General features: G+C 70.8%; 23 protein-coding genes. 16 read left to right on the forward strand and 7 right to left on the reverse strand.

The features are described from left to right. The first annotated feature begins 54 nt into the window (after positions 1–54). The 6 genes from pyrG to AC1Q7O_RS04920 all read left to right on the forward strand — a co-directional run bounded on the left by pyrG (position 55) and on the right by AC1Q7O_RS04920 (position 5,382). Positions 55–1,698, forward strand: a complete 1,644-nt coding sequence (gene pyrG, locus AC1Q7O_RS04895) for a CTP synthase (protein ID WP_492658311.1) — start codon at positions 55–57, stop codon at positions 1,696–1,698. 2 nt (positions 1,699–1,700) lie between these two features. Further along, the gene (gene kdsA / locus AC1Q7O_RS04900; RefSeq protein WP_492658310.1) at positions 1,701–2,558 is read left to right on the forward strand and encodes a 3-deoxy-8-phosphooctulonate synthase; all 858 of its coding nucleotides are present in this window, start codon (positions 1,701–1,703) and stop codon (positions 2,556–2,558) included. A 104-nt stretch (positions 2,559–2,662) separates the two neighbouring features. Further along, entirely contained in the window at positions 2,663–3,949 is a 1,287-nt protein-coding gene (eno, locus tag AC1Q7O_RS04905; protein ID WP_492658309.1) for a phosphopyruvate hydratase, read from the forward strand. A gap of 4 nt (positions 3,950–3,953) precedes the next feature. Next, positions 3,954–4,256 carry a septum formation initiator family protein gene (locus AC1Q7O_RS04910; protein ID WP_492658308.1) on the forward strand — a complete coding sequence of 101 codons (303 nt, stop codon included), beginning with the start codon at positions 3,954–3,956 and terminating at the stop codon, positions 4,254–4,256. Continuing rightward, positions 4,256–4,867: a nicotinamide riboside transporter PnuC gene (gene pnuC, locus AC1Q7O_RS04915; RefSeq protein ID WP_492658307.1), complete on the forward strand. Its 612-nt coding sequence runs from the start codon at positions 4,256–4,258 to the stop codon at positions 4,865–4,867. Before AC1Q7O_RS04910 ends, pnuC begins: the two co-directional genes overlap by 1 nt. Beyond that, positions 4,864–5,382: an AAA family ATPase gene (locus AC1Q7O_RS04920; RefSeq protein ID WP_492658306.1), complete on the forward strand. Its 519-nt coding sequence runs from the start codon at positions 4,864–4,866 to the stop codon at positions 5,380–5,382. Before pnuC ends, AC1Q7O_RS04920 begins: the two co-directional genes overlap by 4 nt. On the opposite strand, the gene AC1Q7O_RS04925 is transcribed toward AC1Q7O_RS04920, so the two are convergent. The 3 genes from AC1Q7O_RS04925 to AC1Q7O_RS04935 all read right to left on the reverse strand — a co-directional run bounded on the left by AC1Q7O_RS04925 (position 5,361) and on the right by AC1Q7O_RS04935 (position 10,429). After that, the gene (locus AC1Q7O_RS04925; RefSeq protein ID WP_492658305.1) at positions 5,361–8,831 is read right to left on the reverse strand and encodes a hypothetical protein; all 3,471 of its coding nucleotides are present in this window, start codon (positions 8,829–8,831) and stop codon (positions 5,361–5,363) included. The genes AC1Q7O_RS04920 and AC1Q7O_RS04925 overlap by 22 nt on opposite strands. Positions 8,832–8,942: 111 nt before the next feature. Further along, entirely contained in the window at positions 8,943–9,908 is a 966-nt protein-coding gene (hslO, locus tag AC1Q7O_RS04930; RefSeq protein ID WP_492658304.1) for an Hsp33 family molecular chaperone HslO, read from the reverse strand. Next, the gene (locus AC1Q7O_RS04935) at positions 9,905–10,429 is read right to left on the reverse strand and encodes a gamma carbonic anhydrase family protein (RefSeq protein WP_492658303.1); all 525 of its coding nucleotides are present in this window, start codon (positions 10,427–10,429) and stop codon (positions 9,905–9,907) included. The genes hslO and AC1Q7O_RS04935 overlap by 4 nt, the downstream gene beginning before the upstream one ends. A 49-nt stretch (positions 10,430–10,478) precedes the next feature. Here AC1Q7O_RS04935 and AC1Q7O_RS04940 point away from each other — a divergent pair, with 49 nt between their 5' ends. From AC1Q7O_RS04940 to AC1Q7O_RS04985, 10 genes are all read left to right on the forward strand, one after another. Beyond that, positions 10,479–11,366: a hypothetical protein gene (locus AC1Q7O_RS04940; protein WP_492662669.1), complete on the forward strand. Its 888-nt coding sequence runs from the start codon at positions 10,479–10,481 to the stop codon at positions 11,364–11,366. A 20-nt stretch (positions 11,367–11,386) separates the two neighbouring features. Beyond that, positions 11,387–12,166: a ferritin-like domain-containing protein gene (locus AC1Q7O_RS04945; RefSeq protein WP_492658301.1), complete on the forward strand. Its 780-nt coding sequence runs from the start codon at positions 11,387–11,389 to the stop codon at positions 12,164–12,166. Further along, complete coding sequence (locus AC1Q7O_RS04950) at positions 12,163–13,092, forward strand: DMT family transporter (protein WP_492662670.1); 930 nt, start codon at positions 12,163–12,165, stop codon at positions 13,090–13,092. The genes AC1Q7O_RS04945 and AC1Q7O_RS04950 overlap by 4 nt, the downstream gene beginning before the upstream one ends. A gap of 37 nt (positions 13,093–13,129) precedes the next feature. Further along, complete coding sequence (aptA, locus tag AC1Q7O_RS04955) at positions 13,130–14,446, forward strand: omega-aminotransferase AptA (RefSeq protein WP_492658299.1); 1,317 nt, start codon at positions 13,130–13,132, stop codon at positions 14,444–14,446. A gap of 3 nt (positions 14,447–14,449) precedes the next feature. Beyond that, entirely contained in the window at positions 14,450–15,598 is a 1,149-nt protein-coding gene (locus tag AC1Q7O_RS04960; protein ID WP_492658298.1) for an esterase-like activity of phytase family protein, read from the forward strand. A gap of 148 nt (positions 15,599–15,746) precedes the next feature. Further along, positions 15,747–16,634 (forward strand): DMT family transporter, encoded by an 888-nt coding sequence (locus tag AC1Q7O_RS04965; RefSeq protein WP_492658297.1) that lies wholly within the window; start codon positions 15,747–15,749, stop codon positions 16,632–16,634. Between the two features lie 9 nt (positions 16,635–16,643). Further along, positions 16,644–17,480 carry a PIG-L deacetylase family protein gene (locus AC1Q7O_RS04970; RefSeq protein WP_492658296.1) on the forward strand — a complete coding sequence of 279 codons (837 nt, stop codon included), beginning with the start codon at positions 16,644–16,646 and terminating at the stop codon, positions 17,478–17,480. 4 nt (positions 17,481–17,484) lie between these two features. Beyond that, on the forward strand, positions 17,485–18,465 hold the full coding sequence (locus AC1Q7O_RS04975) for a succinylglutamate desuccinylase/aspartoacylase family protein (RefSeq protein ID WP_492658295.1): 981 nt from the start codon (positions 17,485–17,487) through the stop codon (positions 18,463–18,465). A gap of 4 nt (positions 18,466–18,469) precedes the next feature. After that, complete coding sequence (locus AC1Q7O_RS04980; RefSeq protein ID WP_492658294.1) at positions 18,470–19,366, forward strand: substrate-binding periplasmic protein; 897 nt, start codon at positions 18,470–18,472, stop codon at positions 19,364–19,366. Then, the gene (locus AC1Q7O_RS04985) at positions 19,366–19,815 is read left to right on the forward strand and encodes a ribosomal maturation YjgA family protein (RefSeq protein WP_492658293.1); all 450 of its coding nucleotides are present in this window, start codon (positions 19,366–19,368) and stop codon (positions 19,813–19,815) included. Before AC1Q7O_RS04980 ends, AC1Q7O_RS04985 begins: the two co-directional genes overlap by 1 nt. Here AC1Q7O_RS04985 and AC1Q7O_RS04990 read toward each other — a convergent pair. The 4 genes from AC1Q7O_RS04990 to AC1Q7O_RS05005 are packed head-to-tail and all read right to left on the reverse strand — an operon-like array spanning position 19,742 to position 23,310. Continuing rightward, a complete protein-coding gene (locus AC1Q7O_RS04990) occupies positions 19,742–20,371 on the reverse strand; it encodes a glutathione S-transferase family protein (RefSeq protein WP_492658292.1) in 630 nt (209 codons plus the stop codon). The two genes, AC1Q7O_RS04985 and AC1Q7O_RS04990, sit on opposite strands and share 74 nt — an antisense overlap. Then, the gene (gene yghU, locus AC1Q7O_RS04995) at positions 20,368–21,237 is read right to left on the reverse strand and encodes a glutathione-dependent disulfide-bond oxidoreductase (protein ID WP_492658291.1); all 870 of its coding nucleotides are present in this window, start codon (positions 21,235–21,237) and stop codon (positions 20,368–20,370) included. Before yghU ends, AC1Q7O_RS04990 begins: the two co-directional genes overlap by 4 nt. 16 nt (positions 21,238–21,253) lie before the next feature. Continuing rightward, on the reverse strand, positions 21,254–22,864 hold the full coding sequence (locus AC1Q7O_RS05000; protein WP_492658290.1) for a diguanylate cyclase domain-containing protein: 1,611 nt from the start codon (positions 22,862–22,864) through the stop codon (positions 21,254–21,256). Then, positions 22,861–23,310, reverse strand: coding sequence for a hypothetical protein (locus tag AC1Q7O_RS05005; RefSeq protein ID WP_492658289.1), 450 nt, complete (start codon positions 23,308–23,310; stop codon positions 22,861–22,863). Before AC1Q7O_RS05005 ends, AC1Q7O_RS05000 begins: the two co-directional genes overlap by 4 nt. Positions 23,311–23,312 lie beyond the last annotated feature (2 nt).

Here is a 23,312-nt window from a genome sequence, read left to right on the forward strand (position 1 = left end):
CTTCTACAATCAGCATTTCCCACCACAGCAGCCTGTTCTGGGCTGCTGCAAGACATGACCAAATACGTCTTCGTCACCGGCGGTGTGGTGTCCTCCTTGGGCAAGGGCATCGCGTCGGCGTCACTGGCTGCCATCCTCGAATCGCGCGGCCTCAAAGTCACCCTGATCAAGCTGGACCCGTACATCAACGTCGACCCCGGCACGATGTCGCCGTTCCAGCACGGTGAAGTCTTCGTCACCGACGACGGCGCAGAAACCGACCTCGACCTCGGCCACTACGAACGCTTCATCACGACGCGGATGAAGAAGGCCAACAACTTCACCACCGGGCAGATCTACATGTCCGTGCTGGAGAAGGAACGCCGCGGCGACTACCTCGGCAAGACCGTACAGGTGATCCCGCACATCACCAACGAGATGCAGGAGTTCATCCGCCGCGGTGCCGGCCAGGGCACGCCCGAAGCCGTGGACGTGGCGATCGTGGAAATCGGCGGCACGGTCGGCGACATCGAGTCGCTGCCTTTCCTCGAAGCCGCGCGCCAGATGAGCCTGAAGGCCGGCCCGAACAACGTCGCCTTCGTGCACCTGACCTACGTGCCGTGGATCGCCGCCGCCGGCGAGCTGAAGACCAAGCCGACGCAGCACACCGTGCAGAAGCTGCGCGAGATCGGCATCCAGCCCGACGCGCTGCTGTGCCGCGCCGACCGCCGCATCCCCGACGACGAGCGCGAGAAGATCTCGCTGTTCACGAACGTGCCGGAGTACGGCGTGATCTCGATGTGGGACGTCAACACCATCTACAAGGTGCCGCGCGTGCTGCACGAGCAGGGCCTGGATCAGCTCATCTGCACCAAGCTGCAGCTCAACACCAAGGCGGCCGACCTGAAGCGCTGGGACAACCTGGTCTTCGAAGTCGAGAACCCCAAGGAGCAGATCACCATCGCCATGTGCGGCAAGTACACCGACCTGTCGGACTCGTACAAGTCGCTCAACGAGGCGCTGCGCCACGCCGGCATCCACAACCACGCCGGCGTGAAGATCGAATACGTCGACAGCGAGACGCTGACGCCCGAGACGGTCGGCTCGCTGAGCGCCTTCGATGCCATCCTCGTGCCCGGCGGCTTCGGCAAGCGCGGCGTGGAAGGCAAGATCCTGGCCGCGCAATACGCCCGCGAGCACAAGGTGCCCTACCTGGGCATCTGCCTGGGCATGCAGGTCGCGACCATCGAGTACGCCCGCCACATGGCCGGCCTGACGGGCGCCAACTCCACCGAGTTCGACCCCGAGACGCCCCACCCCGTCATCGCGCTGATCGACGAGTGGCAGGACGCCGACGGCAGCATCCAGAAGCGCGACGCCAACTCCGACCTCGGCGGCACGATGCGCCTGGGCGCGCAGAGCTCCGACGTCAAGCCGGGCACGCTGGCGGCGGACATCTACGGCCCCGTCGTCACCGAACGCCACCGCCACCGCTACGAGGCCAACGAGCACTACCTCGACCGCCTGCAGCAGGCCGGCCTCGTCATCTCGGCCATCACGCAGCGCGAGAAGCTGACCGAGATGGTCGAGTTGCCGCGCGACGTGCACCCCTGGTTCGTCGGCGTGCAGTTCCACCCCGAGTTCAAGTCCACGCCCTGGGGCGGCCACCCGCTGTTCACGGCCTTCATCAAGGCCGCGCTGAGCCACAAGAAAGCCTGACCATGCAGCTCTGCGGATTCGATGTCGGCCTCGACAAGCCGTTTTTCCTGATCGCCGGCACCTGCTCGATCGAGAGCCAGCAGATGTCGCTCGACGTCGCCGGCCTGCTGAAAGAGGCCTGCGCGAGCCTCGGCATCCCGCTGATCTACAAGGGCTCGTTCGACAAGGCCAACCGCTCGTCCGGCACCACCAAGCGTGGTGTCGGCATGGAAGCCGGCCTGAAGATCCTCGACGAGGTGCGCCGCCAGACCGGCCTGCCGGTGCTGACCGACGTGCATGACGCCACCCAGGTGGCCGAGGTCGCCAGCGTCGTCGACGTGCTGCAGACACCGGCCTTCCTTTGCCGCCAGACCGACTTCATCCGCGCCGTCGCGCAAAGCGGCAAGCCGGTCAACATCAAGAAGGGCCAGTTCCTCGCGCCCTGGGACATGAAGAACGTCATCGACAAGGCCCGCGCCGCCGCGCGTGAGGCGGGCCTGTCCGAAGACCGCTTCCTGGCCTGCGAGCGCGGTGTCAGCTTCGGCTACAACAACCTCGTCGCCGACATGACCAGCCTGGCCGAGATGCGCAATTCCGGCGCGCCGGTGGTGTTCGACGTGACGCACTCGGTGCAGAAGCCCGGTGGCCTGGGCGGCGCCAGCGGCGGTGCGCGCGAGATGGTGCCGGTGCTGGCCCGTGCCGGTGTCGGCGTCGGCGTGGCGGGCCTGTTCATGGAGACGCACCCCAACCCGGCCGAGGCCTTCAGCGACGGCCCCAACGCCGTGCCGCTCAAGCACATGAAGACGCTGCTGGAACAGCTCGTCGCGCTGGACCGCGTCGTCAAGCAGCAGCCGCTTCTCGAGAATGATTTCTCCTGCTGACGCGAAGCCCCTGCCCCCTTCGAAGGCGCCTGATGTTGTGACGCGGTAACGCCCGCTTGGCACACTGTCGCCGCCTAGTTTTTCACTTCCCTGGAGACCCAAGAATGAGCGCCATCGTTGACATCGTCGGCCGAGAAATCCTCGACAGCCGCGGCAACCCCACCGTCGAATGCGACGTGCTGCTGGAGTCCGGCGTCATGGGCCGTGCAGCCGTGCCGTCGGGCGCGTCCACCGGCTCGCGCGAGGCCATCGAGCTGCGTGACGGCGACAAGGCCCGCTACCTGGGCAAGGGCGTGCTGAAGGCCGTCGAGCACATCAACACCGAGATCAGCGAAGCCGTGCTGGGCCTGGACGCCTCCGAGCAGGCCTTCCTGGACAAGACGCTGATCGACCTGGACGGCACCGAGAACAAGAGCCGCCTGGGCGCCAACGCGATGCTGGCCGTCTCCATGGCCGTGGCCCGCGCCGCCGCTGAAGAGTCCGGCCTGCCGCTGTACCGCTACTTCGGCGGCATGAACGGCAACCAGCTGCCCGTGCCGATGATGAACGTCATCAACGGCGGCGCCCACGCGAACAACTCGCTGGACCTGCAAGAGCTGATGATCATCCCCGTGGGCGCGCCGTCGTTCCGCGAAGCGCTGCGCTGGGGCGCCGAGGTCTTCCACGCGCTGAAGAAGATCCTGCACGACAAGCACATCTCCACCGCCGTCGGCGACGAAGGCGGCTTCGCGCCCAGCGTCGAGAGCCACGAAGCGGCCATCCAGCTGATCCTGCAAGCCATCGACAACGCCGGCTACCAGGCCGGTTCGCAGATCGCCATCGGCCTGGACTGCGCCGCCAGCGAGTTCTACAAGGACGGCAAGTACGTGCTCGAAGGCGAAGGCGGCATCCAGCTGTCGTCGCAGGAGTGGACCGACATGCTGGCCACCTGGGTCGACAAGTACCCCATCATCTCCATCGAAGACGGCATGGCCGAAGGCGACTGGGACGGCTGGAAGATCCTGACGGACCGCCTGGGCAAGAACGTGCAGATCGTCGGCGACGACCTGTTCGTCACCAACACCAAGATCCTGCAGGAAGGCATCGAGAAGGGCATCGCCAACTCGATCCTGATCAAGATCAACCAGATCGGCACGCTGACCGAGACCTTCGCCGCCATCGAGATGGCCAAGCGCGCCGGCTACACGGCCGTCATCTCGCACCGCTCGGGCGAGACCGAGGACAGCACCATCTCCGACATCGCCGTCGGCCTGAACGCCGGCCAGATCAAGACGGGTTCGCTGTCGCGCTCGGACCGCATGGCCAAGTACAACCAGCTGCTGCGCATCGAGGAAGACCTGGGCGACGTGGCCGTCTATCCCGGCCGTTCGGCGTTCTACAACCTGAAGTAAGCGCTTGAAGGTTCTTGCCCTGGTCCTGGCGGTCTTCCTGATCGCCATCCAAGCCCAGCTCTGGGTGGGCCGGGGCAGCCTTCCGTATGTGGCCCACCTCCGGGAGGAGGTGGCCGCCGCGCGGGTCGACAACGACGAGGCCCGCGCCCGCAATGCCCAGCTGCAGGCTGAACTGCGCGATCTGCGCGAAGGCCTGGAGATGGTGGAAGAGAAAGCCCGCTTCGAGCTGGGCATGATCAAGTCCGACGAGGTCTTCGTGCCCGTCGCGGCCAAGACGGCCGCCTCCGCTCCGGCCGGCCAGCGCTGATGCTGGCCACGCTCTGGGCGGCGCTGCTGGCGCCGGCCTTCACCGCTTTCGGCAGCCCGGCCTCGTGGCTGGAGGTGATCGCCTTCGTGCTGGCCGTGTGGATGGTCATCTGCAACATGCGGGTGCACCTGCTGGCCTGGCCGCTGGCCTTCGTCAGCTCGCTGATGTACTTCGCGCTGTTCTGGGACGGCAGGCTCTACGGCGAGGCCTCGCTGCAGCTGGTGTTCGCGGCGCTGGCGCTGTGGGGCTGGTGGCAATGGCGCTTCGGCCGCACGCGTGAGGGCGACGTGCTGAAGGTGCGGCGCCTGGGCCTGCGAGGTCTGCTGCGGCCCGTGCTGCTGACGCTGGCCGCGTGGCCGCTGCTCGGGCTGTTCCTCGCCAGGGCCACCGACAGCCCCCTGCCCTGGTGGGACGCCTTCCCCACGGTCGCCAGCCTGCTGGGCCAGTGGCTGCTGGCGCGCAAGTACGAGGAGAACTGGCCGACCTGGATCGTCGTCAACGCGGTCAGCGTCGTGCTGTTCGGGCTCAAGGGCTACTGGCTGACGGTCATCCTGTACGCCGGCTTCATCCCGCTAAGCGTCATCGGCTGGCGCGCGTGGAGGCGGGTTTGAGCATCGTCGTCGCGCTGCTGGGTGCGGAGTGCACCGGCAAGTCCACGCTGGCCGAGGCGCTGGCCGCGCGCTTCGCCGCCGGGCTCGTCACCGAATACCTGCGCGAGTGGTGCGATACGCACGGCCGCACGCCGCAGCAGCACGAGCAGGCCCACATTGCCGACGAGCAGGTGCGCCGCATCGAGGCCGCCGCGCGCGAGCATGCGCTGGTGATCTGCGACACCACGCCGCTGATCACCGCGCTGTGCAGCGAGCACTACTTCGACGACCCGTCGCTGACCGCCGAGGCGCTGGCCTTCCAGCGCCGCTGCGACCTGACGCTGCTGTGCGCGCCCGACCTGCCCTGGCAGGCCGACGGCTTCCTGCGCGATGGCCCGGGCGTGCGGGCGGCCTTCGACGCCCGGCTGCGCAGCGCGCTGACGACCGCCAACATCCCTTGGGTGGACGTGCGCGGCGCCGATGGCGAGCGCCTGTCGACGGCCATCGCCGCGCTTCAGCGCCCCAGCAGCAGGTAGTCGAACAGCTGGGTGCCACCGGCGCCGCCCAGCGGCACCAGCATGGCCTTCAGCAGCGGCTGGTCGAAGAACGGCGCGAACGCGCCCTCGGACTCGTTCTCCACCTGCGCGATCAGCCGCTTGAACGGCTCCACGAGGTCGGCGCGCGGCTTGCCGCTGCCGGCCAGCCAGCGCAGGTCCGCCTGCATGGACGCCAGCGCGCGGCGGCGCGTGTTCTCGGCCGACTGCTTGAGCAGCAGCGTCAGGCCGATCAGCACCGCCACGTAGAAGCTCACCCCCACCGCGATGGCCGGCGTCAGCGCCCAGTTGTCGAACAGCCGGCTGCGCGCGACAACCAGCAGCGCGATGACGACGAACGGGCCGATGACCAGCCGCGCCACCGGCGCGCTGCGGCGGGCCACCACGCGCACGTCGATCCAGTCGTCCAGCAGCGTGTGCACCAGGAAGTCGTCGCCCCCGTCCGCGGCCGTGCGCCCCCGGTCCTGCGGCCGGGCGGCGAAGCGGTCTGCCCACAGCGCGGCATGCTCCGGCCCCAGCGCCCGGGCAAACATTTGCACGGTGGCCTCGGGGTAGTAGCTGCGGCCGGCGTTGAGGTGGCGCACGAAACGGGTCAGCAGCGTGATGGAGTCCGCCACGGCGACGATCAGCAGCGGCAGCAGCAACAGCAGCGCATACAACCCGGCGGCCACCAGATGCCGATGCTCCTGCCCGCGCACCGGCACGGCCGGCACCTGCACGCCGTTGACGCTGACGAAGATCAGCAGCACCACCGCGACCGTCAGCCCGTACCAGAACAGGCAGCGCGCGGCCCGCGGCAGCGCGCCGCCCCGCTCGCCGTACTCGGCCCACAGCACGCGGAAGTCGCAGCTGAAGCCCACGCCGGCCTTCCAGAACAACACGCTGCCATGCGTCCACCAGGCGCGCAGCAGCCGGCCCAGGTGGGTGTGCACGATGGGGCTGTCCAGTTGCAGCCAGCGCGAGTCCTGGCGCAGCCGCTGCTGCGCATCCGCCCAGGCCCAGTCCAGCGTCCACACGATGAGGAACAGCCCCAGCAGGTGCACCAGGTGCGAGGGCCAGGCGCTGACGCCCTGCAGCCACGCCATGGGTTCGCAGTGCGGGCAAGGCTGGGCGACGCGCACGGGCCAGGCCCAGGCCAGCAGCCCCGCCACCAGCACGGCCAGCACCAGCGGCCGCAGCGCGAGCCGCCCCAGCACCAGCAGCGTCGCCGCGGCGGCCGCCGCCATCGCCGGCGCATGCCAGACGCCCGGCCGGCCGGGCCAGACGAACTCGACGAGGCTGGCCAGCATGAAGGCCAGCAACGCGGCGTGCAGCGCCACCAGCACCCGTGCGGTGGGCGACAGCGGCGGCGCACCAGGCCCGGCGCTCATCAGGCCGCCGGCCTGGCGCAGGGCGGGCGTACCGGGCCACACGAACAGCCCGCCCAGCACCAGCGCCGCCATCGCCAGCGCGATGGTCACCCGGTCCGCATCGCCGCTGTCGGGCGCCTCCGCCAGCGCGTAGCCCGCCAGCGGCACGCTCAGCGTGCGGCCGATCTCGTAGACCGAGGGCCGGCTCAGCGCGGCATCCAGCGCCTCGCGCTCGCGCTCCCGGCAGGCATCGTTGCGGCAACCGGCGCGGCGCGCGGCGGCGTACGTGCTGGTCTGGTAGTTGTCGCGCAGCGGCGGCGTGCCGGCCTGCAGGTCGAACCGGCCCGGCGGCACCGGGTAGAACGCCAGCGGCAGGCTGCTGGCCACGACCAGGTTGCGCGTGAACGCCTGCGTGCGCGGGTGCAGGTAGCGCGCGTCCAGGTCGGTCGTGAAGAACATGCGGTCCGAGAAGTCCTCATGCAGCGCCTGCAGCACCAGCAGCTTGTCGTGCACGTCGTTGGCGAAGATGCCGATGGCGCCGATGGGCGCCAGCCGCGGGTCGCCCTCGCTCTGCTTGAGCTGCGCGCCCAGGCGGCGCAGGTAGTCCAGCTGGTCGCGGCTTTCCGGCCATTCCAGCGTCGGCTGGGCCTTGGGCGAGGCCGGCGCGGCGACGGCGGCGCCCTCCTTCGTGGTGGCGCCGTCGATGCCGCGGAAGAAGTAGATCACCTGCAGCCGCTCGGCGAGCGGGCCGGGCAGCGACTCCTTGAGCTTGCTGACCAGCGCCTGCGCGTAGATGGAGTCGCGCTCGGCCACCAGCACGATGCGGTGGGTCTCGTCCGGCAGGCGCAGCTGCAGCTCGCCCACCAGCCGCTTGATCAGGTCCGTGTCGTCGCCCACCGTGCGGTGCATGCGCACCGGGTGGGCCACGGGGTCGTCGCCGGTCAACCGGCCGAACTGGTGGCTGAGGAACTGGTCCAGGCTGTGGCGGCCCAGGTCGCCCAGCAGGTGGTCCTGCGCATCCAGCTCGGCCAGCATCGCGATGGGCGCGGTGGACGCCGGGTTGTAGAACTGCGCCCGCGACAGCAGCCGGTAGCCGGCCAGCACGTCGTCCGGCAGACCCGCGCCGATGCGGGTGTCGCGCGTGGCGCAACGGGTGGCGTCGTCGCGCGCCAGCTTGCTGGTGCGGATGCCATGCACGTTGTTCAGCTCGGCCGCACAGCGCAGGTCGCGCAGCGCGGTGCGCAGCGCATCGGTGGACGACGGCCCGATGACCGCCAGCCGCGGCACGGCCTCGCCCTCCCCGAAACGCTCGCGTGCCTGGCGCCGGGCGGCGTCGCCCATCAGCTGCTCCACCAGCCGCGCCAGCGCATCCAGCTTGCGCAGCGGCAGCGAGCTTTCGTCCACCCACAGGACGGCGACCTGGCTGTAGCGCGTGGCGCCGGCTGCGCCGTCCCGGGCGGCGGCGTCGCGCCGGCGCAGCGACAGCAGCTCGTAGGGCACCACGTAGCTGCCGCGCGCAGCGCCCGGGTCCTTGGACACCGCGGTGGACGAGGCCAGGCCCGGCGTCAGCAGGTCGAACTCCAGCAGGCTCAGGCGCTCGGCGTTGTCCGGCACATAGTCCTGCGCCAGCAGGCCGGCCAGCGTCGCGTAGCGGATGCGGCGGCGGGCCTCCTCGGCGCCGACGAAATCGGCGCCGGGCATCAGCCCGAGCAGGATCAGCGTGTCGTCGAGCTGCTGGTCATGGTCGCCATCCAGCCGTGCCACCAGCTGCCGCGGGTTGCGCGCATCGGCCGTGCCGCCCTGGCAGTCCACGTCGGGGCGAGCCGTGGCCTGCTTGCGCAGGCGCTCGCAGCGCTCGGCGCGCTCGACCTCGTAGCGGCGCACGGCCGCGAACGGGTCTTCCCACAGCCGTGCGTTGACTTCCAGGTCCGGGTCCAGCGGCGCCTGGGCGCGGGCCTTCTCGGCGGGCCGCAGCGCGTCGAAGGCGTGCGGCACGAGCTGCGTGCTGGCCACGAAGGCCAGCAGCACCGCGGCGCTGGTCCACGGAAAGCCGCCCAGACCGCCACCTTTCGCATCCGCCATGCCGAACTCCCACCGCCAGGCCGGACAGGCCCGGCGGCAAAGTTCTCAGCTGGCCGCGGCAGCGTCAATCACTAGCCGCGAAGACATCCTCACAACGGAGGAGACGCGCGCCTACTGCAGCGTCGATGCCGCCGCACCGCCCTCTGGCTGCTGGCCGGCCGGCGTGAACAGCGCACCGACGTCGACCGCGTCGAACCGGTAGTGGCGGCCGCAGAAGTCGCAGCCGATCTCCACGTCGCCGCGCTCGGCCAGCACGCTGTCGACCTCCTCGCGGCCCAGGCCCAGCAGCATCTGGCCCACGCGCTCGCGCGAGCAGGTGCACGCGAAGCGTGGCGCCTGCGGTTCGAAGCGCGTCACCGTCTCTTCCCAGAACAGGCGGCGCAGCACGGTGTCGGCGTCCAGCGTCAGCAGCTCCTCGGCGGTCAGCGTGGCGGCCAGCATGGAGATGCGGTTGAACGCATCGGACAGGCCGATGTCGTCCTCATTCCGGCGCCCTTCCAGGTTGCCCTCGCCTTCCACCGGCAGGCGCTGGATCAGCAGGCCCGCGGCGATGTCGCCGTTGGCGGCCAGCACCAGCTTGGTGTCCAGCTGCTCCGACTGCAGCATGTAGTGCTCCAGCACCTCGCTCATCTTCTGCAGCGGCTCGCGCTGGTCGCCGTGCAGCGGCACGACGCCCTGGTAGGGCTGCTGGCCGGGGAACTTGTCCTTGGGGTCCAGCGTGATCGCGCAGCGGCCCTGGCCGCGCAGGTTCACCATGGCCTCCAGCGTCGCGCCCGGCTCCACGGTGCCCACGCACTTGGCGGTGGCGCGGTAGCTCAGGTCCGGCTGCGCCTCGGCCACGGCCAGCTTGACCGGGCCGTCGCCGAACACCTGCAGCACCAGCGCGCCGTTGAACTTGATGTTGGCCTGCATCAGCACGGCCGCGGCGCTCATCTCGCCCAGCATGTCGCGCAGCTCGGGCGGGTAGTCCTGGCCGGGCTCGCGGCGGCCCAGCATCTCGCGCCAGGAGTCGGTCAGCCGCACCAGCATGCCGCGCACCGGCAGGCCATCGAACAGGAATTTATGGAGTTCACTCATCGGATTCTTTTCAGTCCGGCCGCATAGCGGCGGCCGTTGTTCACATAGTGGGCGGCGCTGGCCTTGAGGCCGGCGATCTGCGCCTCGGTCAGCTCGCGCACCACCTTGGCCGGCGCGCCGACGATCAGCGAGCCGTCGGGGAATGCCTTGCCCTCGGTCACCAGCGCCCCCGCACCGACGATGCAGTTGCGGCCGATGCGGGCGCCATTCAAGACCACGGCCCCGATGCCGATGAGGCTTTCGTCACCGATGGTGCAGCCGTGCAGCATGACCTGGTGGCCCACCGTCACGTTCTGGCCGATGACGAGCGGAAAGCCGTGGTCGGCGTGCAGCACCGAGCCGTCCTGGATGTTGCTGCCAGCGCCGATGGTCAGCGTGTCGCTGTCGCCGCGCAGCACGGCGTTGAACCAGACGCTGACGCCCTGCTCCAGCGTCACCCGGCCGATGACCTCGGCGCTGTCGGCGACGAAGGCCGTGTCGGCCACGTCGGGCAGCCAGTCGTCCAGTTGGTAGATGGCCATGCCCGTTCTCCCTTGACCGCAAAGCGGCGATTTTAGGTACCCTGCCCGCATGTCGATGAGCCGCGACCGCAGGCGCTGTCTGACGGCACTGGGCCTGCTGCCGGCCCTGGGCGCCGCCGCGCCGCCGGCCGGGCCGGGGCCGCTGATCCGGCACTCGCTGGTGCAGCTGCCGCAGGACGCGCCCAACTACGAGCTGGCCGTGCTGACACTGCTGCTGGAGCGCACGCGGGCCAGCCACGGCCCCTACCGCCTGGCGTTCGCGCCGCCCATGTCGCAGAGCCGCGCGCTGCTGCAGCTGGCCGGCGACGAGCTGGACGTCGCCACCTCCATCACCACCGCCCAGCACGAGGCGCGCGCGCTGGCCGTGCGCGTGTGCCTGTACCGCGGGCTGATCGGCATCCGGCTGCCCATCGCGCTGGCCCGCCGGCGCGCCGAGCTGGAGCGCATTGCCAGCCTGGACGACGCCCGCCGGCTGCGCCTGGCCCAGGTGGAGAGCTGGCCCGACACGCAGATCCTGAAGGCCAACGGCTGGCCCGTGCAGGCCATCACGCGGCGCGACAGCTTCCCCGAGCTGCTGGTGCGCGAGCGCATCGACCTGTTCGCGCTGGGGGCCATCGAGGTCTACCCGCTCGTCGACGCACTGCCGGCGCTGGCCGTGCTGAGCGGCTGGCTGATCGCCTACGTGGCGCCCTCGTACTTCTTCGTCAGCCCGCGCCGGCCCGAGCTGGCCGAGCGGCTGCGGCGCGGCTGGGACCTGGCGCTGGCCGACGGCAGCTTCGCCGCGCTGTTCGAGCAGCGGCTGGGCCCGCAGTTGCAGCGCGCCGCCTTGCCGGAGCGGCGCTGGCTGAAGCTGCGCAACCCCGGCCTGCCGGCCGACACGCCGCTGCGGGACGAGCGGCTGTGGCACCCGCTCGTCAGCGCCCGGCTGCGCGGCTGAGCCTGCCGATAATCCCGGGCATGGAAGCCCGCGCCCTCGCCCTGCACATCCTCTGCCTTGCCGACCCGCTGGCCAAGGCGGCACTGGCGCTGGACCTGGACCTCTCGGCGCCGCTGGACCCCGACGCCCACCTGGCCGAGCCCGCCGGCGTGCCCGGCCGGCCCGAGCATCCCCAGCTCGTCGAGCACATCCGCCTGAAGCCGCCCTCCATGCGCACGCCGGCCGGCATTGCCGCGCTGGTGCACGCCATCGCCCACATCGAGTTCAACGCCATCAACCTGGCGCTGGACGTCTGCTGGCGCTTCCCCGGCATGCCCGACGCCTTCTACCGCGACTGGCTGCGCATCGCGCAGGAGGAAGCCAAGCACTTCACACTGCTGCGCGAGCACCTCGTGACGCTGGGCTTCGACTACGGCGACTTCGACGCGCACAACGCGCTGTGGGACATGGCCGAGCGCACGAAGCACGACCTGCTGGCCCGCATCGCGCTCGTGCCGCGCACGCTGGAGGCACGCGGGCTGGACGCATCGCCCGCCGTGCGCGCCAAGCTGGTGGGCGCCGGCGACCACCGCGCCGGGGAGATCATCGACGTCATCCTGCACGACGAGGTGGGCCACGTGCTGGCCGGCAACCGCTGGTATCGCTTCCTGTGCGAGCAGCGCGGGCTGGAGCCGGTGGCCACCTACGCCGAACTCGCCGCGCGCTACCAGGCGCCCAGGCTGCGCGCGCCGTTCAACCTCGAGGCCCGCCGCGCCGCCGGTTTTGACGAGGCCGAGCTGGCCGCGCTGCAGGCCGGATGACGCGCCCGATGACCCGCATCCAGGCCAACCTGCTGCTCACCTTCGTCGCGCTGATCTGGGGCTCGGCCTTCGTCGCCCAGCAGCAGGGCATGGCCGACGTGGGCCCGCTGCTGTTCACCGGCGTGCGCTTCCTGATCGGCGCGGCCGTCGTGCTGCCGCTGGCCGTGGCGGAGTGGCGGCGGCTGGGCCGCGAACGCCGGCCACTGACGCGGGCAGACGGCTGGCACATCGCCGGCCTGGGCGGGCTGATGACGCTGGGCGCCGTCATGCAGCAGGTGGGCATCCAGCACACCAGCGTCACCAACGCCGGCTTCCTGACGGCCGTCTACGTGCCGCTGGTGCCCGTGCTGGCCTGGCTGCTGCTGCGCCAGGTGGCGCACTGGTCGGCCTGGCCGGCGGCCGGCGGCTGCCTGGTGGGTGCCTTCCTGCTGTCGGGCGCGCACGAGTTGCGCATCGGCCTGGGCGACCTGTGGGTGCTGGGCTCCGCGGTGCCCTGGGCCGTGCACGTGCTGATGGTGGGCCGCTGGGCCGACCGCATGGGCGCGCCCTTCCTCGTCGCCTGCGGCCAGTTCGCCGTGTGCGGCTTGCTGTCGCTGGCGGCGGCCTTCGCCACCGAGCCGGTGCGCTGGGCCGGCCTGCAGGCCGCGGCCGGGCCCATCCTCTACACGGGCGTGCTGTCGGTGGGCGTCGCGTTCACGGCGCAGGTCGTCGCGCAGCGCTACGCGCAGGCGGCGGACGCGGCCATCTTGCTGTCGTCCGAGACCTTGTTCGCCGCCGCCTTCGGCGCGGTGCTGCTGGGCGAGCGGCTGGACACCGCCGGGCTGGCCGGCTGCGGGCTGATGCTCGCCTGCATCCTGCTCGTGCAGCTGGTGCCGCTGGCCGGCACGTGGAAACGCCGCCGGATTCTGACCAGTCCGTCAAATTGAATAGACTTCGGGCTCCCTTGCCAAGGAGGAGCCCCGCATGAGCGCCGACGTTTCCAAGCTGGATGCCTACTGGATGCCGTTCACGGCCAACCGGCAGTTCAAGCAGGCGCCACGCCTGCTGACGCAGGCCGACGGCATGTTCTTCCGCGACGACAAGGGCCGCGAGGTGCTGGACGGCATCGCCGGCCTGTGGTGCGTCAACGCCGGCCACAACCGGCCGAAGATCGTGCAGGCCATCCAGCAGCAAGCCGCGGAGCTGGATTTCGCGCCGCCGTTCCAGATGGCCCACCCCAAGGCGTTCGAGCTGGCCGAGCGGCTGGCCGCGCTGACGCCCGCCGGGCTGAACCGCATCTTCTTCACCAACTCCGGCTCCGAGGCGGTGGAGACGGCGCTGAAGATGGCCATCGCCTATCACCGCGTGCGCGGCGAGGGTGCCCGCACCCGGCTCATCGGCCGCGAGCGCGGCTACCACGGCGTCAACTTCGGCGGCATCTCGGTGGGCGGCATGGTGGCCAACCGCAAGATGTTCGGCACGCTGCTGGCCGGCGTGGACCACATCCGCCACACGCACGACCCGGCGCGCAACGCGTTCTCCGTGGGCATCCCGCCGCACGGCGCCGAGTTCGCCGACGACCTGGAGCGCCTCATCGCGCTGCACGACGCATCCACCATCGCCGCCGTCATCGTCGAGCCGGTGGCTGGCTCCACCGGCGTGCTGATCCCGCCGGCCGGCTACCTGCAGCGGCTGCGCGACATCTGCGACAAGCACGGCATCCTGCTGATCTTCGACGAGGTCATCACCGGCTTCGGCCGCACCGGCAACCCCTTCGGCGCGCAGACCTTCGGCGTCACGCCCGACCTGATGACGGTGGCCAAGGGCATCACCAACGGCTGCGTGCCGATGGGCGCGGTGTTCGCGCAGCAGAAGATCCACGACGCCTTCATGACCGGGCCCGAGCACCTCATCGAGTTCTTCCACGGCTACACCTACTCCGCCCACCCGCTGGCCTGCGCGGCCGCGCTGGCGACGCTGGACACCTATGCCGACGACGGCCTGCTGACCCGTGCGGCGACAATGCAGGCCGAGTTCGCTCAAGCCCTGCACTCGCTGCGCGACGAGCCCAACGTCATCGACGTGCGCAACATCGGCCTGGTCGGTGGCATCGAACTCAAGCCCCTGCCCGGCGAGCCGGCCAAGCGCGCCTTCAACATCTTCCTGGACTGCTGGGAACAAGGCCTGCTCATCCGCACGACGGGCGACACCATCGCGCTGTCGCCGCCGCTCATCATCGAGAGCGGCCACATCGAACGCATCATCGACACCCTCAGAGGCGCCCTGCGCCGCGCCGCATAGAACATGAAATGGCTACTCGCCCTGCTGCTCGCAGGGTCCGCACATGCGCAGAACCTCAGCTACCTCGGCCAGCAGATCGTGCCCACCAGCGCGACCTTCCGCGGCCTGCCGCTCGGGGGGCTGTCGAGCATCGACTTTGTCGCCGCCACCGGCCACTATCTGGCCATCTGCGACGACCGCAGCGACCGCGGCCCGGCGCGCTTCTATGAACTGACGCTGGACCTGTCCAAGTTCCGCCGCAGCGCCGACCCCGGCGACGCCGGCGTGGGCTGGGTCAACATGACCACCGTCCTCGACACCAACGGCCAGCCCTTCGGCCGCAACATGGTGGACCCAGAAAGCCTGCGCCTGGACACGCGGCGCAACCTCATCTACTGGGCCAACGAGGGCCAGCGCAGCGCGGGCAGCATGCAGAACCCGACGATGCGCCGCATGCACCCCGACGGCCGCCCGGCCGGCGAGTTCGCGGTGCCGAGCTACTACAACCCCGTGGGCAGCGCCGGCGGCCTGGCCGCGGGCGACATGGGTGTCTACAACAACCTGGCCTTCGAGAGCGTGGCCATCACGCCCGACGGCAAGACGCTGTGGACCATGAGCGAGAACGGCCTCGCGCAGGACAGCGCGCCCACCGCGGTGGGCCGGCCCAGCCGCGCGCGCATGCTGTCGTTCGACCTGGACACCGGCAAGCCCGGCGCCGAGTACGTCTACGACGTGGCGCCGGTGCCGTTCGCGCCGGCCCGTGCGGGCGACTTCGCCACCAACGGCGTGCCGGACATGCTGGCGCTGTCCAGCACCGAGTTCATCGTCATCGAGCGCGCCTTCGCGGTGGGCGCCGTGACGCCCGGCATCGCCGCGTCCACGAAGCAGCCCACCAGCAACACCATCAAGCTCTACCGCATCGACACCCGCGGCGCGACGGACGTGTCCGGCTGGCCCAGCATCAAGGGCCGCGACGTGGTGCCGGTCAAGCGCACCATGCTGCTGGACCTGTCCTCGCTGACCAACGACGACGGCAGCGTGCTGGCGCTGGACAACATCGAGGGCATCACGTTCGGCCCGCTGGTAAACGGCAAGCGCACGCTGATCCTGGTGTCCGACAACAACTTCAATCCGGCGCAGTTCACGCAGTTCATCGCATTGCAGATCGATTGACCCCTCGCCTGGTCGCGCCACGCTGAACGCGGGCGCGCCCAGTCGGTCCCCCGAGGGGACGGCGATGCTCGCGGCGTCGAGCCGCTCGCACATCGGCCCGCGGGCCGGCTTGGGGCGGCCCGGCGCTCGGCCCGAAAGACCCATTCAGATGCATCCCATTCCCTGGCGCTCCTACGCGCTGCTGGCCACCAGCATGACCCTGGTGGGCAGCTATGTCGGCCTGTCCAAGCTGCTGGTCGCGGCGTTCCCGATCTTCCTGCTGGCCGGCCTGCGCTTCGGCTTTGCGGCGCTGCTGATGCTGCCGTGGCTGAAGAAGCCGGCACACGAGGCGCCGCTGGATGCGCGCTCGCGGCTGCTGCTGTTCCTCGAATCCTTCCTCGGCAACTTCCTGTTCTCCATCTGCATGCTGTTCGGCCTGCGGCAGAGCTCGGCCGTCGTCGCGGGCGTCATCATGGCCGGCATCCCGGCGGCAGTGGCGCTGCTGAGCCGCGTCTTCCTGCGCGAACAACTGGGCACGCGCACGCTGGCCGGCATCGCCTGCGCCGTGGGCGGCATTGCGCTGGTGGCCACCGGCAAGCACGGCGGCGCCGACACGACGCTCGTCGGGGCGCTGCTGCTCATCGCCGCCGTGCTGTGCGAGGCCTGCTACGTCGTCATCGGCAAGCAGCTGACGGCCGGGCTGGGCCCCAAGCGCATCAGCGCGCTGATCAACCTGTGGGGGCTGGTGCTGGTCACGCCGCTGGCGGTCTGGCAGGGCCTGAGCTTTGATTTCTCGGCGCCCCGCGTGCAGGACTGGGGGCTGCTCGCCTACTACTCGGCCACGGCCAGCGTCATCACCGTGTGGCTGTGGATGGCCGGCCTGCGGGGCCTGCCCGCCGCCAAGGCCGGCGTCTTCAGCGTGTTCCTGCCCATCACGACGGCGCTCGTCGGCCTGGCGCTGGGCGAGGCGCTGTCGCCCCAGCAGGCACTCGCCTATGGCCTGGCCCTGGCAGGTGTGCTGCTGGCCACCTGGCCGGCGAAACCGGCGTCTCGGTAGGATGCCGGCATGTCCCTGGAAGCCGACCTCGCGCGCTGGCGCGAGCACCTGACCCGATTCGCCGCCCTGCTGGGCAGCCCGCCGGACCGCCACGCCGCACCGGCGCCCGAGGCCGCGCCGGGCCACTGCCTGATCTTCGCGCCCCACCCCGACGACGAATGCATCGTCGGCGCGCTGCCGTTGCGGCTGCGCCAGGAGGCCGGCTGGCGCGTCAGCAACGTGGCCGTCACGTTGGGCAGCAATACCGAGCGCCGCGAGGCGCGCTGGGCCGAGCTGCTGGACGCCTGCGGCGTGCTGGGCTTCGACTGCATCCGCGTCGGTGAAGACGGCCTGTCCGACGTGCGCGCCGATGCCATGCAGCCCGCGCAGGTCCAGGCGCTCGCCGCCCTCCTCGCCGAGCACCGCCCCGCCCTCGTGCTCGCGCCGCATCCGCTGGACGACAACCCCAGCCACCGCGGCGTCCACCAGCTCGTCGTGCAGGCCATCGCCGCCGCGCGGCTGGACACGGTGCTGGCGCTGACCGAGTTCTGGTCCACGCAGGCCACGCCCAACGCGCTCGTCGAATCCAGCATCGCCGACACCGCCCGGCTCATCGCCGCGCTGGAGCGTCACACGGGCGAGATCGCGCGCAACCCGTATCACCTGCGCCTGCCCGCCTTCCTGGCCGACGCCGTGCGCCGCGGTGGCGAGCTGGTGCTGGGCGCCGGCGAGGCGCCGCCCGACTTCGCCTTCGCCACCCTCTACCGCCTCGTCGCCTGCCGCGCCGGCCAGCCCGTGGGCGACCTGCCGCGCCGCGTGTTCGCTGCCGGCCAGGCCCTGTCGTCTTCCGCCCTGTTCAAGCCCTGAATCCATGTCCAGCCAGCCTACTTCCCTGCGCATCCACCAGTTCGCCGGCCTGCAGCCCGGCCCGCGTTTCCTCGTGACCGGCGCGGTGCACGGCAACGAGATCCACGGCACCCGGGCAATGACCGAGATCATCCGGCAGCTGGACGCCGGCGAGCTGACGCTCAAGCGCGGCACGCTGACCTTCGTGCCCATCGTCAACCCGCTGGCCAACCAGCTGGACCGCCGCGAGGGTGACCGCAACCTGAACCGCAACCTGCGCCCGCCCATCATTGCGCAGGACTTCGAGGACCGCATCGCGCGCGTGCTGTGCCCGCTGATCGCGCAGCACGACGGCATCCTCGACCTGCACAGCTTCCAGGGCAACGGCCCGGCGTTCGCGATGATCGGCCCGCGCAACAACAGCGGCGAGCTGGAGCCGTTCTCGCAGGAGGCCACCGAGTCCGCGCTGGCCGCCGCCCTGGGCGTCACGCGCATCGTCGAGGGCTGGCTGTCGACCTACGCCCTGGGCATCGCCCGCCGCCAGCAGCGCAGCCACGACGGCTCGCGCCGCGCGTCGCTGATCTCCGACCCGCACTACGGCGTCGGCACCACCGAGTACATGCGCTCCACCGGCGGCTGGGCCATCACGCTGGAATGCGGCCAGCACCTGGACCCCAACGGCCCCGAGGTGGCGCGGCTCGCCATCCTGCGCGCGCTGGTGTTCCTGGGCATGCTGGACGAGAGCGCCGTCGCAGCGCACCAGCCCACGCAACCGCCCGAGGTGCTCCAGCTCTACGACGTCATCGACCGCGAGGACATGGGCGACGCGTTCGAGCAGGCCTGGGCCAGCTTCGACGCCATCGAGCACGGCCAGAAGATCGGCACCCGCGCCAGCGGCGAGGCCGTGCTGGCGCCCAGCGAGGGGCGCATCGTGTTCCCGAACGTGAAGTCACTGCCGGGCACCGAATGGTTCTACCTGGCGCGCCCCAGCGACCGCCGGCTCTGAACCCATGCACGGCGGGTGGGCGCTGCTGGGGCTTTGGCTGCTGACCGCGCAGCCGGCGGCAGCGGCGCCGCCGCCGCCGCAGGTCGTCACCATCCCCTACATGGAGCGCGAGGCGCCGCACCGCGCCTACGCCGACCAGTTGCTGGCGCTCGCGCTGCGGCTGTCCACCGACCGCTACGGCCCCTACCGCCTCGTGCAGCAGCGCGAGGAGACCGTCATCCGCCGCCAGCTGCTGGAGCTGGACAGCGGCCAGCTGTCCGTCGCCGTGGCCATGCCCACGCAGGAATGGCTGGACGGCGCGCTGCCGGTGCGCGTACCAGTCATGCGCGGGCTGGCCAGCTTCCGTTTCTTCCTCGGTCGCCAGAGCGAGCTGCCGGCCTATGAATCGGTCCGCACCATCGACGACCTGCGGGCGCTGACCATCGGCCAGGGCCCCGGCTGGTCCACCGCGCCGCTGCTGGAGGGCAACGGCTTCAAGGTCGTCTACGGTGGCGCGCACCCGACGCTGATCCCCATGCTGCACTCGGGCCGCTTCCAGCTGCTGATGCGCAGCGTCTACGAGGTGGCGCCCGAACTGCGCGCGCAGGCCGACGCCCACCCGGGCCTGCTTGTCGTCGACAACTTCGCCGTGTTCACCTACATCCCGATGTACTTCTTCGTCGCGAAGCACCAGCCCGTGCTCGCGCAGCGGCTGGAGTACGGGCTGAAGAAGGCCTACGCGAACGGCCAGCTGGACCGGCTGTTCAACCGCTACTTCGGCGACAGCCTGAAGCTGCTGAAGAACACACGCATGAAGTTCCTGTACCTGCCCAACACCAACATCGACAAGAGCTTCTTCGAGCGCGACCGGCCCTACCTGCTGGAACAGGTCGTCACGCTGGAAAAGGCGGGGCGCCGTTGATGCGCAGAAGCCGCACGCGCCATACTGTGCTGGTGCTGGCGGTCATCGCTGCCGGCCTCGCATCGCGCAGGTTCCCGCTGCTGCTGCCCGAGGCGCTCGGCAAGTACCCGGGCGATGCACTGTGGGCGCTGATGGTGCTGCTGCTCTGGGGCATCGCGCGGCCCGGCTGGCCGGTCGGCCGCGTGGCTGCCGCGGCGCTGGCCACGTCGTTCGCCGTCGAGTTCAGCCAGCTCTACCAGGCGGACTGGATCAACGCGGTGCGGCACACGACGCCCGGGCACCTGGTGCTGGGCTCCACGTTCCACGCGCCGGACCTGCTGGCCTACACGGTGGGCGTGGCGCTGGGCGCCGTGCTGGATGCGCTGCTGCTGCGCTTCAGCCCATGGTCCCGCGCGCCTGCATCGCCTCGCGCCAGCGGCGCAGATGCGGGTGCTCGTCGCCGGGCTTGATCTTCACCACCCGCGCAAAGTCCACCGCCACGACGGCCGTGATGTCGACGACGCTGAACTGCCCCGCCGCGATGAACTCACGGCCGGCGAGGTGGTCGTTCAACGTCGTGAAGAACCGCTGCACCCGCGCCAGGCCGCGCTGGGCCAGCTCGGGGATCTGCGCGTAGTCCACCGGCCCGGTCAGCGCGCGGCCGGCCATCGCCGGGCTGCTGTTGCGGAACGCCTCGGCAATCGCGGCCAGCCCTTCGAATTCGACACGCCACTGCCAGCCGGCAATCTCGGCCTTGTCCAGCGCCGTGCGGCCCAGCAGCGGCGGCTCGGGAAAGCGCGCCTCCAGGTAGGCCGCGATGGCCGCGTTGTCGGTCAGCACCGGGCCTTCGTCGGTCACCAGCGCCGGCACCGTGCACTGCGGGTTGATGCGCCGGAAGGCCTCCCCCAGCTGCTCGCCGCTGCGCAGGTCCACCTGCACGGTCTCGTGCGGCACGCGCTTCTCGGCCAGCAGGATGCGCGCACGGCGCGGGCTGGGCGCGGTGGCGCAGTCGTAGAGGGTGATCATGCTGCCGGCGCCAGCTTGTCCTGCGTCTTGAGCTCGAAGTCGCTGGCGTCATGGCGCTCGTGCAGCTGGTTGTGCGGTTCGCCCCAGGTGCGGTTGACCTTGCGGCCGCGCTGCACAGCCGGGCGCTGCGCGATCTCGTCGGCCCAGCGGATGACGTGCTCGTACTCGTGCACCGACAGGAACTCGCCCGCACCGTAGAGCTGCCCCTTCGCCAGCGCGCCGTACCAGGGCCAGGTGGCCATGTCGGCGACGGTGTAGTCGTCGCCCGCGAGAAACCGGCGCTCAGCCAGCAGCCGGTCCAGCACGTCCAGCTGGCGCTTGACCTCCATCGCGTAGCGGTCGATGGGGTACTCCTGCTTGGTGGGCGCGTAGGCATAGAAATGCCCGAAGCCGCCGCCCAGGAACGGGGTGCTGCCCATCTGCCAGAACAGCCAGCTCAGGCACTCGGCGCGCGCTGCACCGCCCGCCGGCAGGAAGGCGCCGCCGAACTTCTCGGCGAGGTAGACAAGGATGGCGCCGGACTCGAACACGCGCACCGGCTCGGGCCCGCTGCGGTCCACCAGCGCCGGGATCTTGGAGTTCGGGTTGGCGGCGACGAAGCCGCTGCCGAACTGCTCGCCCTCGTTGATGCGGATCAGCCAGGCGTCGTACTCGGCGCCCGTGTGGCCGGCCTCCAGCAGTTCTTCCAGCATGACGGTCACCTTCGCGCCGTTGGGCGTGCCCAGCGAGTACAGCTGCAGCGGGTGTTCGCCGACAGGCAGCGCCTTGTCGTGCGTGGGCCCGGAGACGGGGCGATTGATGTTGGCGAACTGGCCGCCATTGGCCTTGTTCCAGGTCCAGACCTGGGGCGGGGTGTAGTCGGTCATCGGAGCGTCGAGGATGTCAGGCCGGCAACGCTAACGCAAAAGCCAATTTCCCGTTCTTCTTGACGTGATAGAGCGCCTCGTCGGCGGCCCGCACCAGCGCCTGCGGCTCCACGCCGTGCGCGGGCAGGCAGGCCACGCCGATGCTGACGCCCACACGCACCGTCAGGCCGGACGACAGCGGGATGGGCCGCGACAGCCCGTCCAGCAGCGCCTGCATGACCTGGGCCAGCACCGCATCGCCCGGCCCCACGTCGCGCAGCGCGACGAGGAACTCGTCGCCGCCCAGCCGCGCGACCAGGTCGGACGAGCGCCGCACCGCGGCCCGCATGCGCTCGGCGCAGGCCACCAGCACCTCGTCACCGGCCGCATGGCCGTGCGTGTCGTTGATCTGCTTGAAGCCGTCGAGGTCGATGCAGGCCACGCTGAGCAGCCCGCCGCGGTCGCGCGCGTCGGCGACGAAGCGCTCCAGCACCGCCTGGCCGGCGCCGCGGTTCTTCAGCTGCGTCAGCGCGTCATGCTCGGCCAGGTGGCGCACGGCGTTCTCGTCGCTCTTGCGCTCGGTGATGTCGTAGATAACGCCCTCCACCGTCCGCGCGCCCTCGCGCGGCACGGACACCAGGCAGTGCACCCAGCGCCGCACGTCGCCCTGCGGCGCCAGCTCCAGGTCGGCCGACACCGTCTCGCCGCGCCGCGCCGCCTCGTCGATCATCTGCCGCACCTGCTCGGGGCGGCTGAAGACGCGGCCGACAAAGTCGTGCTGGCCGAGCAGGCGCAGCTCGTCCATCGGCAGGCCCACCAGGCGCGACACCATGGGGTTGCCGTTGATGAGGTGGCCCGCCTCGTCCAGCACGAAGATGCCGGCGCTGCTCGCGTCGAAGATCTGCCGGTACTGCGCCTCCATCGCCTCCACCTCGGCCCGCAACGCGCGCTCGGTCTGCAGCTGCCGCTCGTTGGCGTCCAGCAGCGCGTTGGCGCCGGCGATCAGCACACCGATCTCGTCGGCCGCGTGGCTGTCGGGCGTCTGCAGCCGCTCGCCGCTGCCCGGCGTCATGCGGCGCAGCGCGCTGGCCAGGCGCACGATGGGGCTGGACACCAGGCGCGCAGCCAACAGGTACAGCATCAGCGCCAGCAGCGCCGCCTGTCCGGCCATCGCCGCGGCCAGCATGTAGGCCTCCTGGTTGGCGTCGGCGCGCACCCGCGCGTCGTTCAGGCGGATGCGCAGCTGGCCCAGGTTCTCCCGGGCGTCGAAGGGCGACACCAGCGGCCGCGTCAGCAGCGTCGCGTCCGCGTGCTCGCTGGCCCCCTTGCGCACCACCTTGGCCAGCGCCCGGCCGTCGGCGGCCACCACCTCCACCACGTCCACCAGCTCGTTGCGCGCCAGGCCGCCGGCCACCTCCTGCAGCAGCACCTCGTCCCGGGCATAGGCGCCGATGGCCAGCGTCGCCTCCACGGCCATGGCCAGCGCCTGCACGCTGCTGCGGCCGCTGGCCAGCGCGCGCGCCTGCCCCAGCTGGTAGGCGATGCCGGCGGCCACCAGCGCCAGCAGCGTGGCGCTGGCAAACACCAGCAGCATGAAGCGCAGTTGCAGGCTGTTGGCACCACGCACCCGCGGTGCAGGCGTCGTCATTTGGCGGCCGCCTCCTTCAGGACCAGCACGGTGCGCAAGCCCGGCTCCGTCGGCTCGCAGCCCAGCCAGCCCAGCGCGCTGGGGTTGCGGCGCAGGATGCCAGCCATGGCCGTCTCGTCGGGCAGTGCCTGCGGCGGAACGCTCTGGCCCGAGAACATCAGCCGCGACCAGTAGCTGTTGACCTGCGCAGCGCTCATGCCCGTCAGCGCCTGGTAGAAGGCGGCGCGGCGCGGGTGGTCGCGCGGCAGGTCGAAGATCAGCGCGAGGTCGCCGTTGGCGAAGGCCCGGCTGCGGCCCATGAACAGGTCCACCGCCTCCTTCTGCGTCAGCGCGCGCAGCGGGTTGTTGGCGTTGACGACGACATAGAAGTCCGCCCGGGCAGGCAACGCCGCCAGCAGGGCCAGCAGCACGGCGGCGAGGGGGCGGCGAAGGGCGCGGGCGGGCATGG

This window comes from Roseateles sp. GW823-FHT07B05, assembly GCF_058794515.1.

Excerpts from the sequence above, each read along its gene's own strand:
- pyrG (WP_492658311.1), top strand. The coding sequence starts at position 55 with ATGACCAAATACGTCTTCGTCACCGGCGGTGTGGTGTCCTCCTTGGGC.
- kdsA (WP_492658310.1), top strand. The coding sequence starts at position 1,701 with ATGCAGCTCTGCGGATTCGATGTCGGCCTCGACAAGCCGTTTTTCCTG.
- eno (WP_492658309.1), top strand. The coding sequence starts at position 2,663 with ATGAGCGCCATCGTTGACATCGTCGGCCGAGAAATCCTCGACAGCCGC.
- pnuC (WP_492658307.1), top strand. The coding sequence starts at position 4,256 with ATGCTGGCCACGCTCTGGGCGGCGCTGCTGGCGCCGGCCTTCACCGCT.
- AC1Q7O_RS04925 (WP_492658305.1), bottom strand. The coding sequence starts at position 8,831 with ATGGCGGATGCGAAAGGTGGCGGTCTGGGCGGCTTTCCGTGGACCAGC.
- hslO (WP_492658304.1), bottom strand. The coding sequence starts at position 9,908 with ATGAGTGAACTCCATAAATTCCTGTTCGATGGCCTGCCGGTGCGCGGC.
- AC1Q7O_RS04935 (WP_492658303.1), bottom strand. The coding sequence starts at position 10,429 with ATGGCCATCTACCAACTGGACGACTGGCTGCCCGACGTGGCCGACACG.
- AC1Q7O_RS04940 (WP_492662669.1), top strand. The coding sequence starts at position 10,479 with ATGTCGATGAGCCGCGACCGCAGGCGCTGTCTGACGGCACTGGGCCTG.
- AC1Q7O_RS04945 (WP_492658301.1), top strand. The coding sequence starts at position 11,387 with ATGGAAGCCCGCGCCCTCGCCCTGCACATCCTCTGCCTTGCCGACCCG.
- AC1Q7O_RS04950 (WP_492662670.1), top strand. The coding sequence starts at position 12,163 with ATGACGCGCCCGATGACCCGCATCCAGGCCAACCTGCTGCTCACCTTC.
- aptA (WP_492658299.1), top strand. The coding sequence starts at position 13,130 with ATGAGCGCCGACGTTTCCAAGCTGGATGCCTACTGGATGCCGTTCACG.
- AC1Q7O_RS04960 (WP_492658298.1), top strand. The coding sequence starts at position 14,450 with ATGAAATGGCTACTCGCCCTGCTGCTCGCAGGGTCCGCACATGCGCAG.
- AC1Q7O_RS04965 (WP_492658297.1), top strand. The coding sequence starts at position 15,747 with ATGCATCCCATTCCCTGGCGCTCCTACGCGCTGCTGGCCACCAGCATG.
- AC1Q7O_RS04970 (WP_492658296.1), top strand. The coding sequence starts at position 16,644 with ATGTCCCTGGAAGCCGACCTCGCGCGCTGGCGCGAGCACCTGACCCGA.
- AC1Q7O_RS04975 (WP_492658295.1), top strand. The coding sequence starts at position 17,485 with ATGTCCAGCCAGCCTACTTCCCTGCGCATCCACCAGTTCGCCGGCCTG.
- AC1Q7O_RS04980 (WP_492658294.1), top strand. The coding sequence starts at position 18,470 with ATGCACGGCGGGTGGGCGCTGCTGGGGCTTTGGCTGCTGACCGCGCAG.
- AC1Q7O_RS04985 (WP_492658293.1), top strand. The coding sequence starts at position 19,366 with ATGCGCAGAAGCCGCACGCGCCATACTGTGCTGGTGCTGGCGGTCATC.
- AC1Q7O_RS04990 (WP_492658292.1), bottom strand. The coding sequence starts at position 20,371 with ATGATCACCCTCTACGACTGCGCCACCGCGCCCAGCCCGCGCCGTGCG.
- yghU (WP_492658291.1), bottom strand. The coding sequence starts at position 21,237 with ATGACCGACTACACCCCGCCCCAGGTCTGGACCTGGAACAAGGCCAAT.
- AC1Q7O_RS05000 (WP_492658290.1), bottom strand. The coding sequence starts at position 22,864 with ATGACGACGCCTGCACCGCGGGTGCGTGGTGCCAACAGCCTGCAACTG.
- AC1Q7O_RS05005 (WP_492658289.1), bottom strand. The coding sequence starts at position 23,310 with ATGCCCGCCCGCGCCCTTCGCCGCCCCCTCGCCGCCGTGCTGCTGGCC.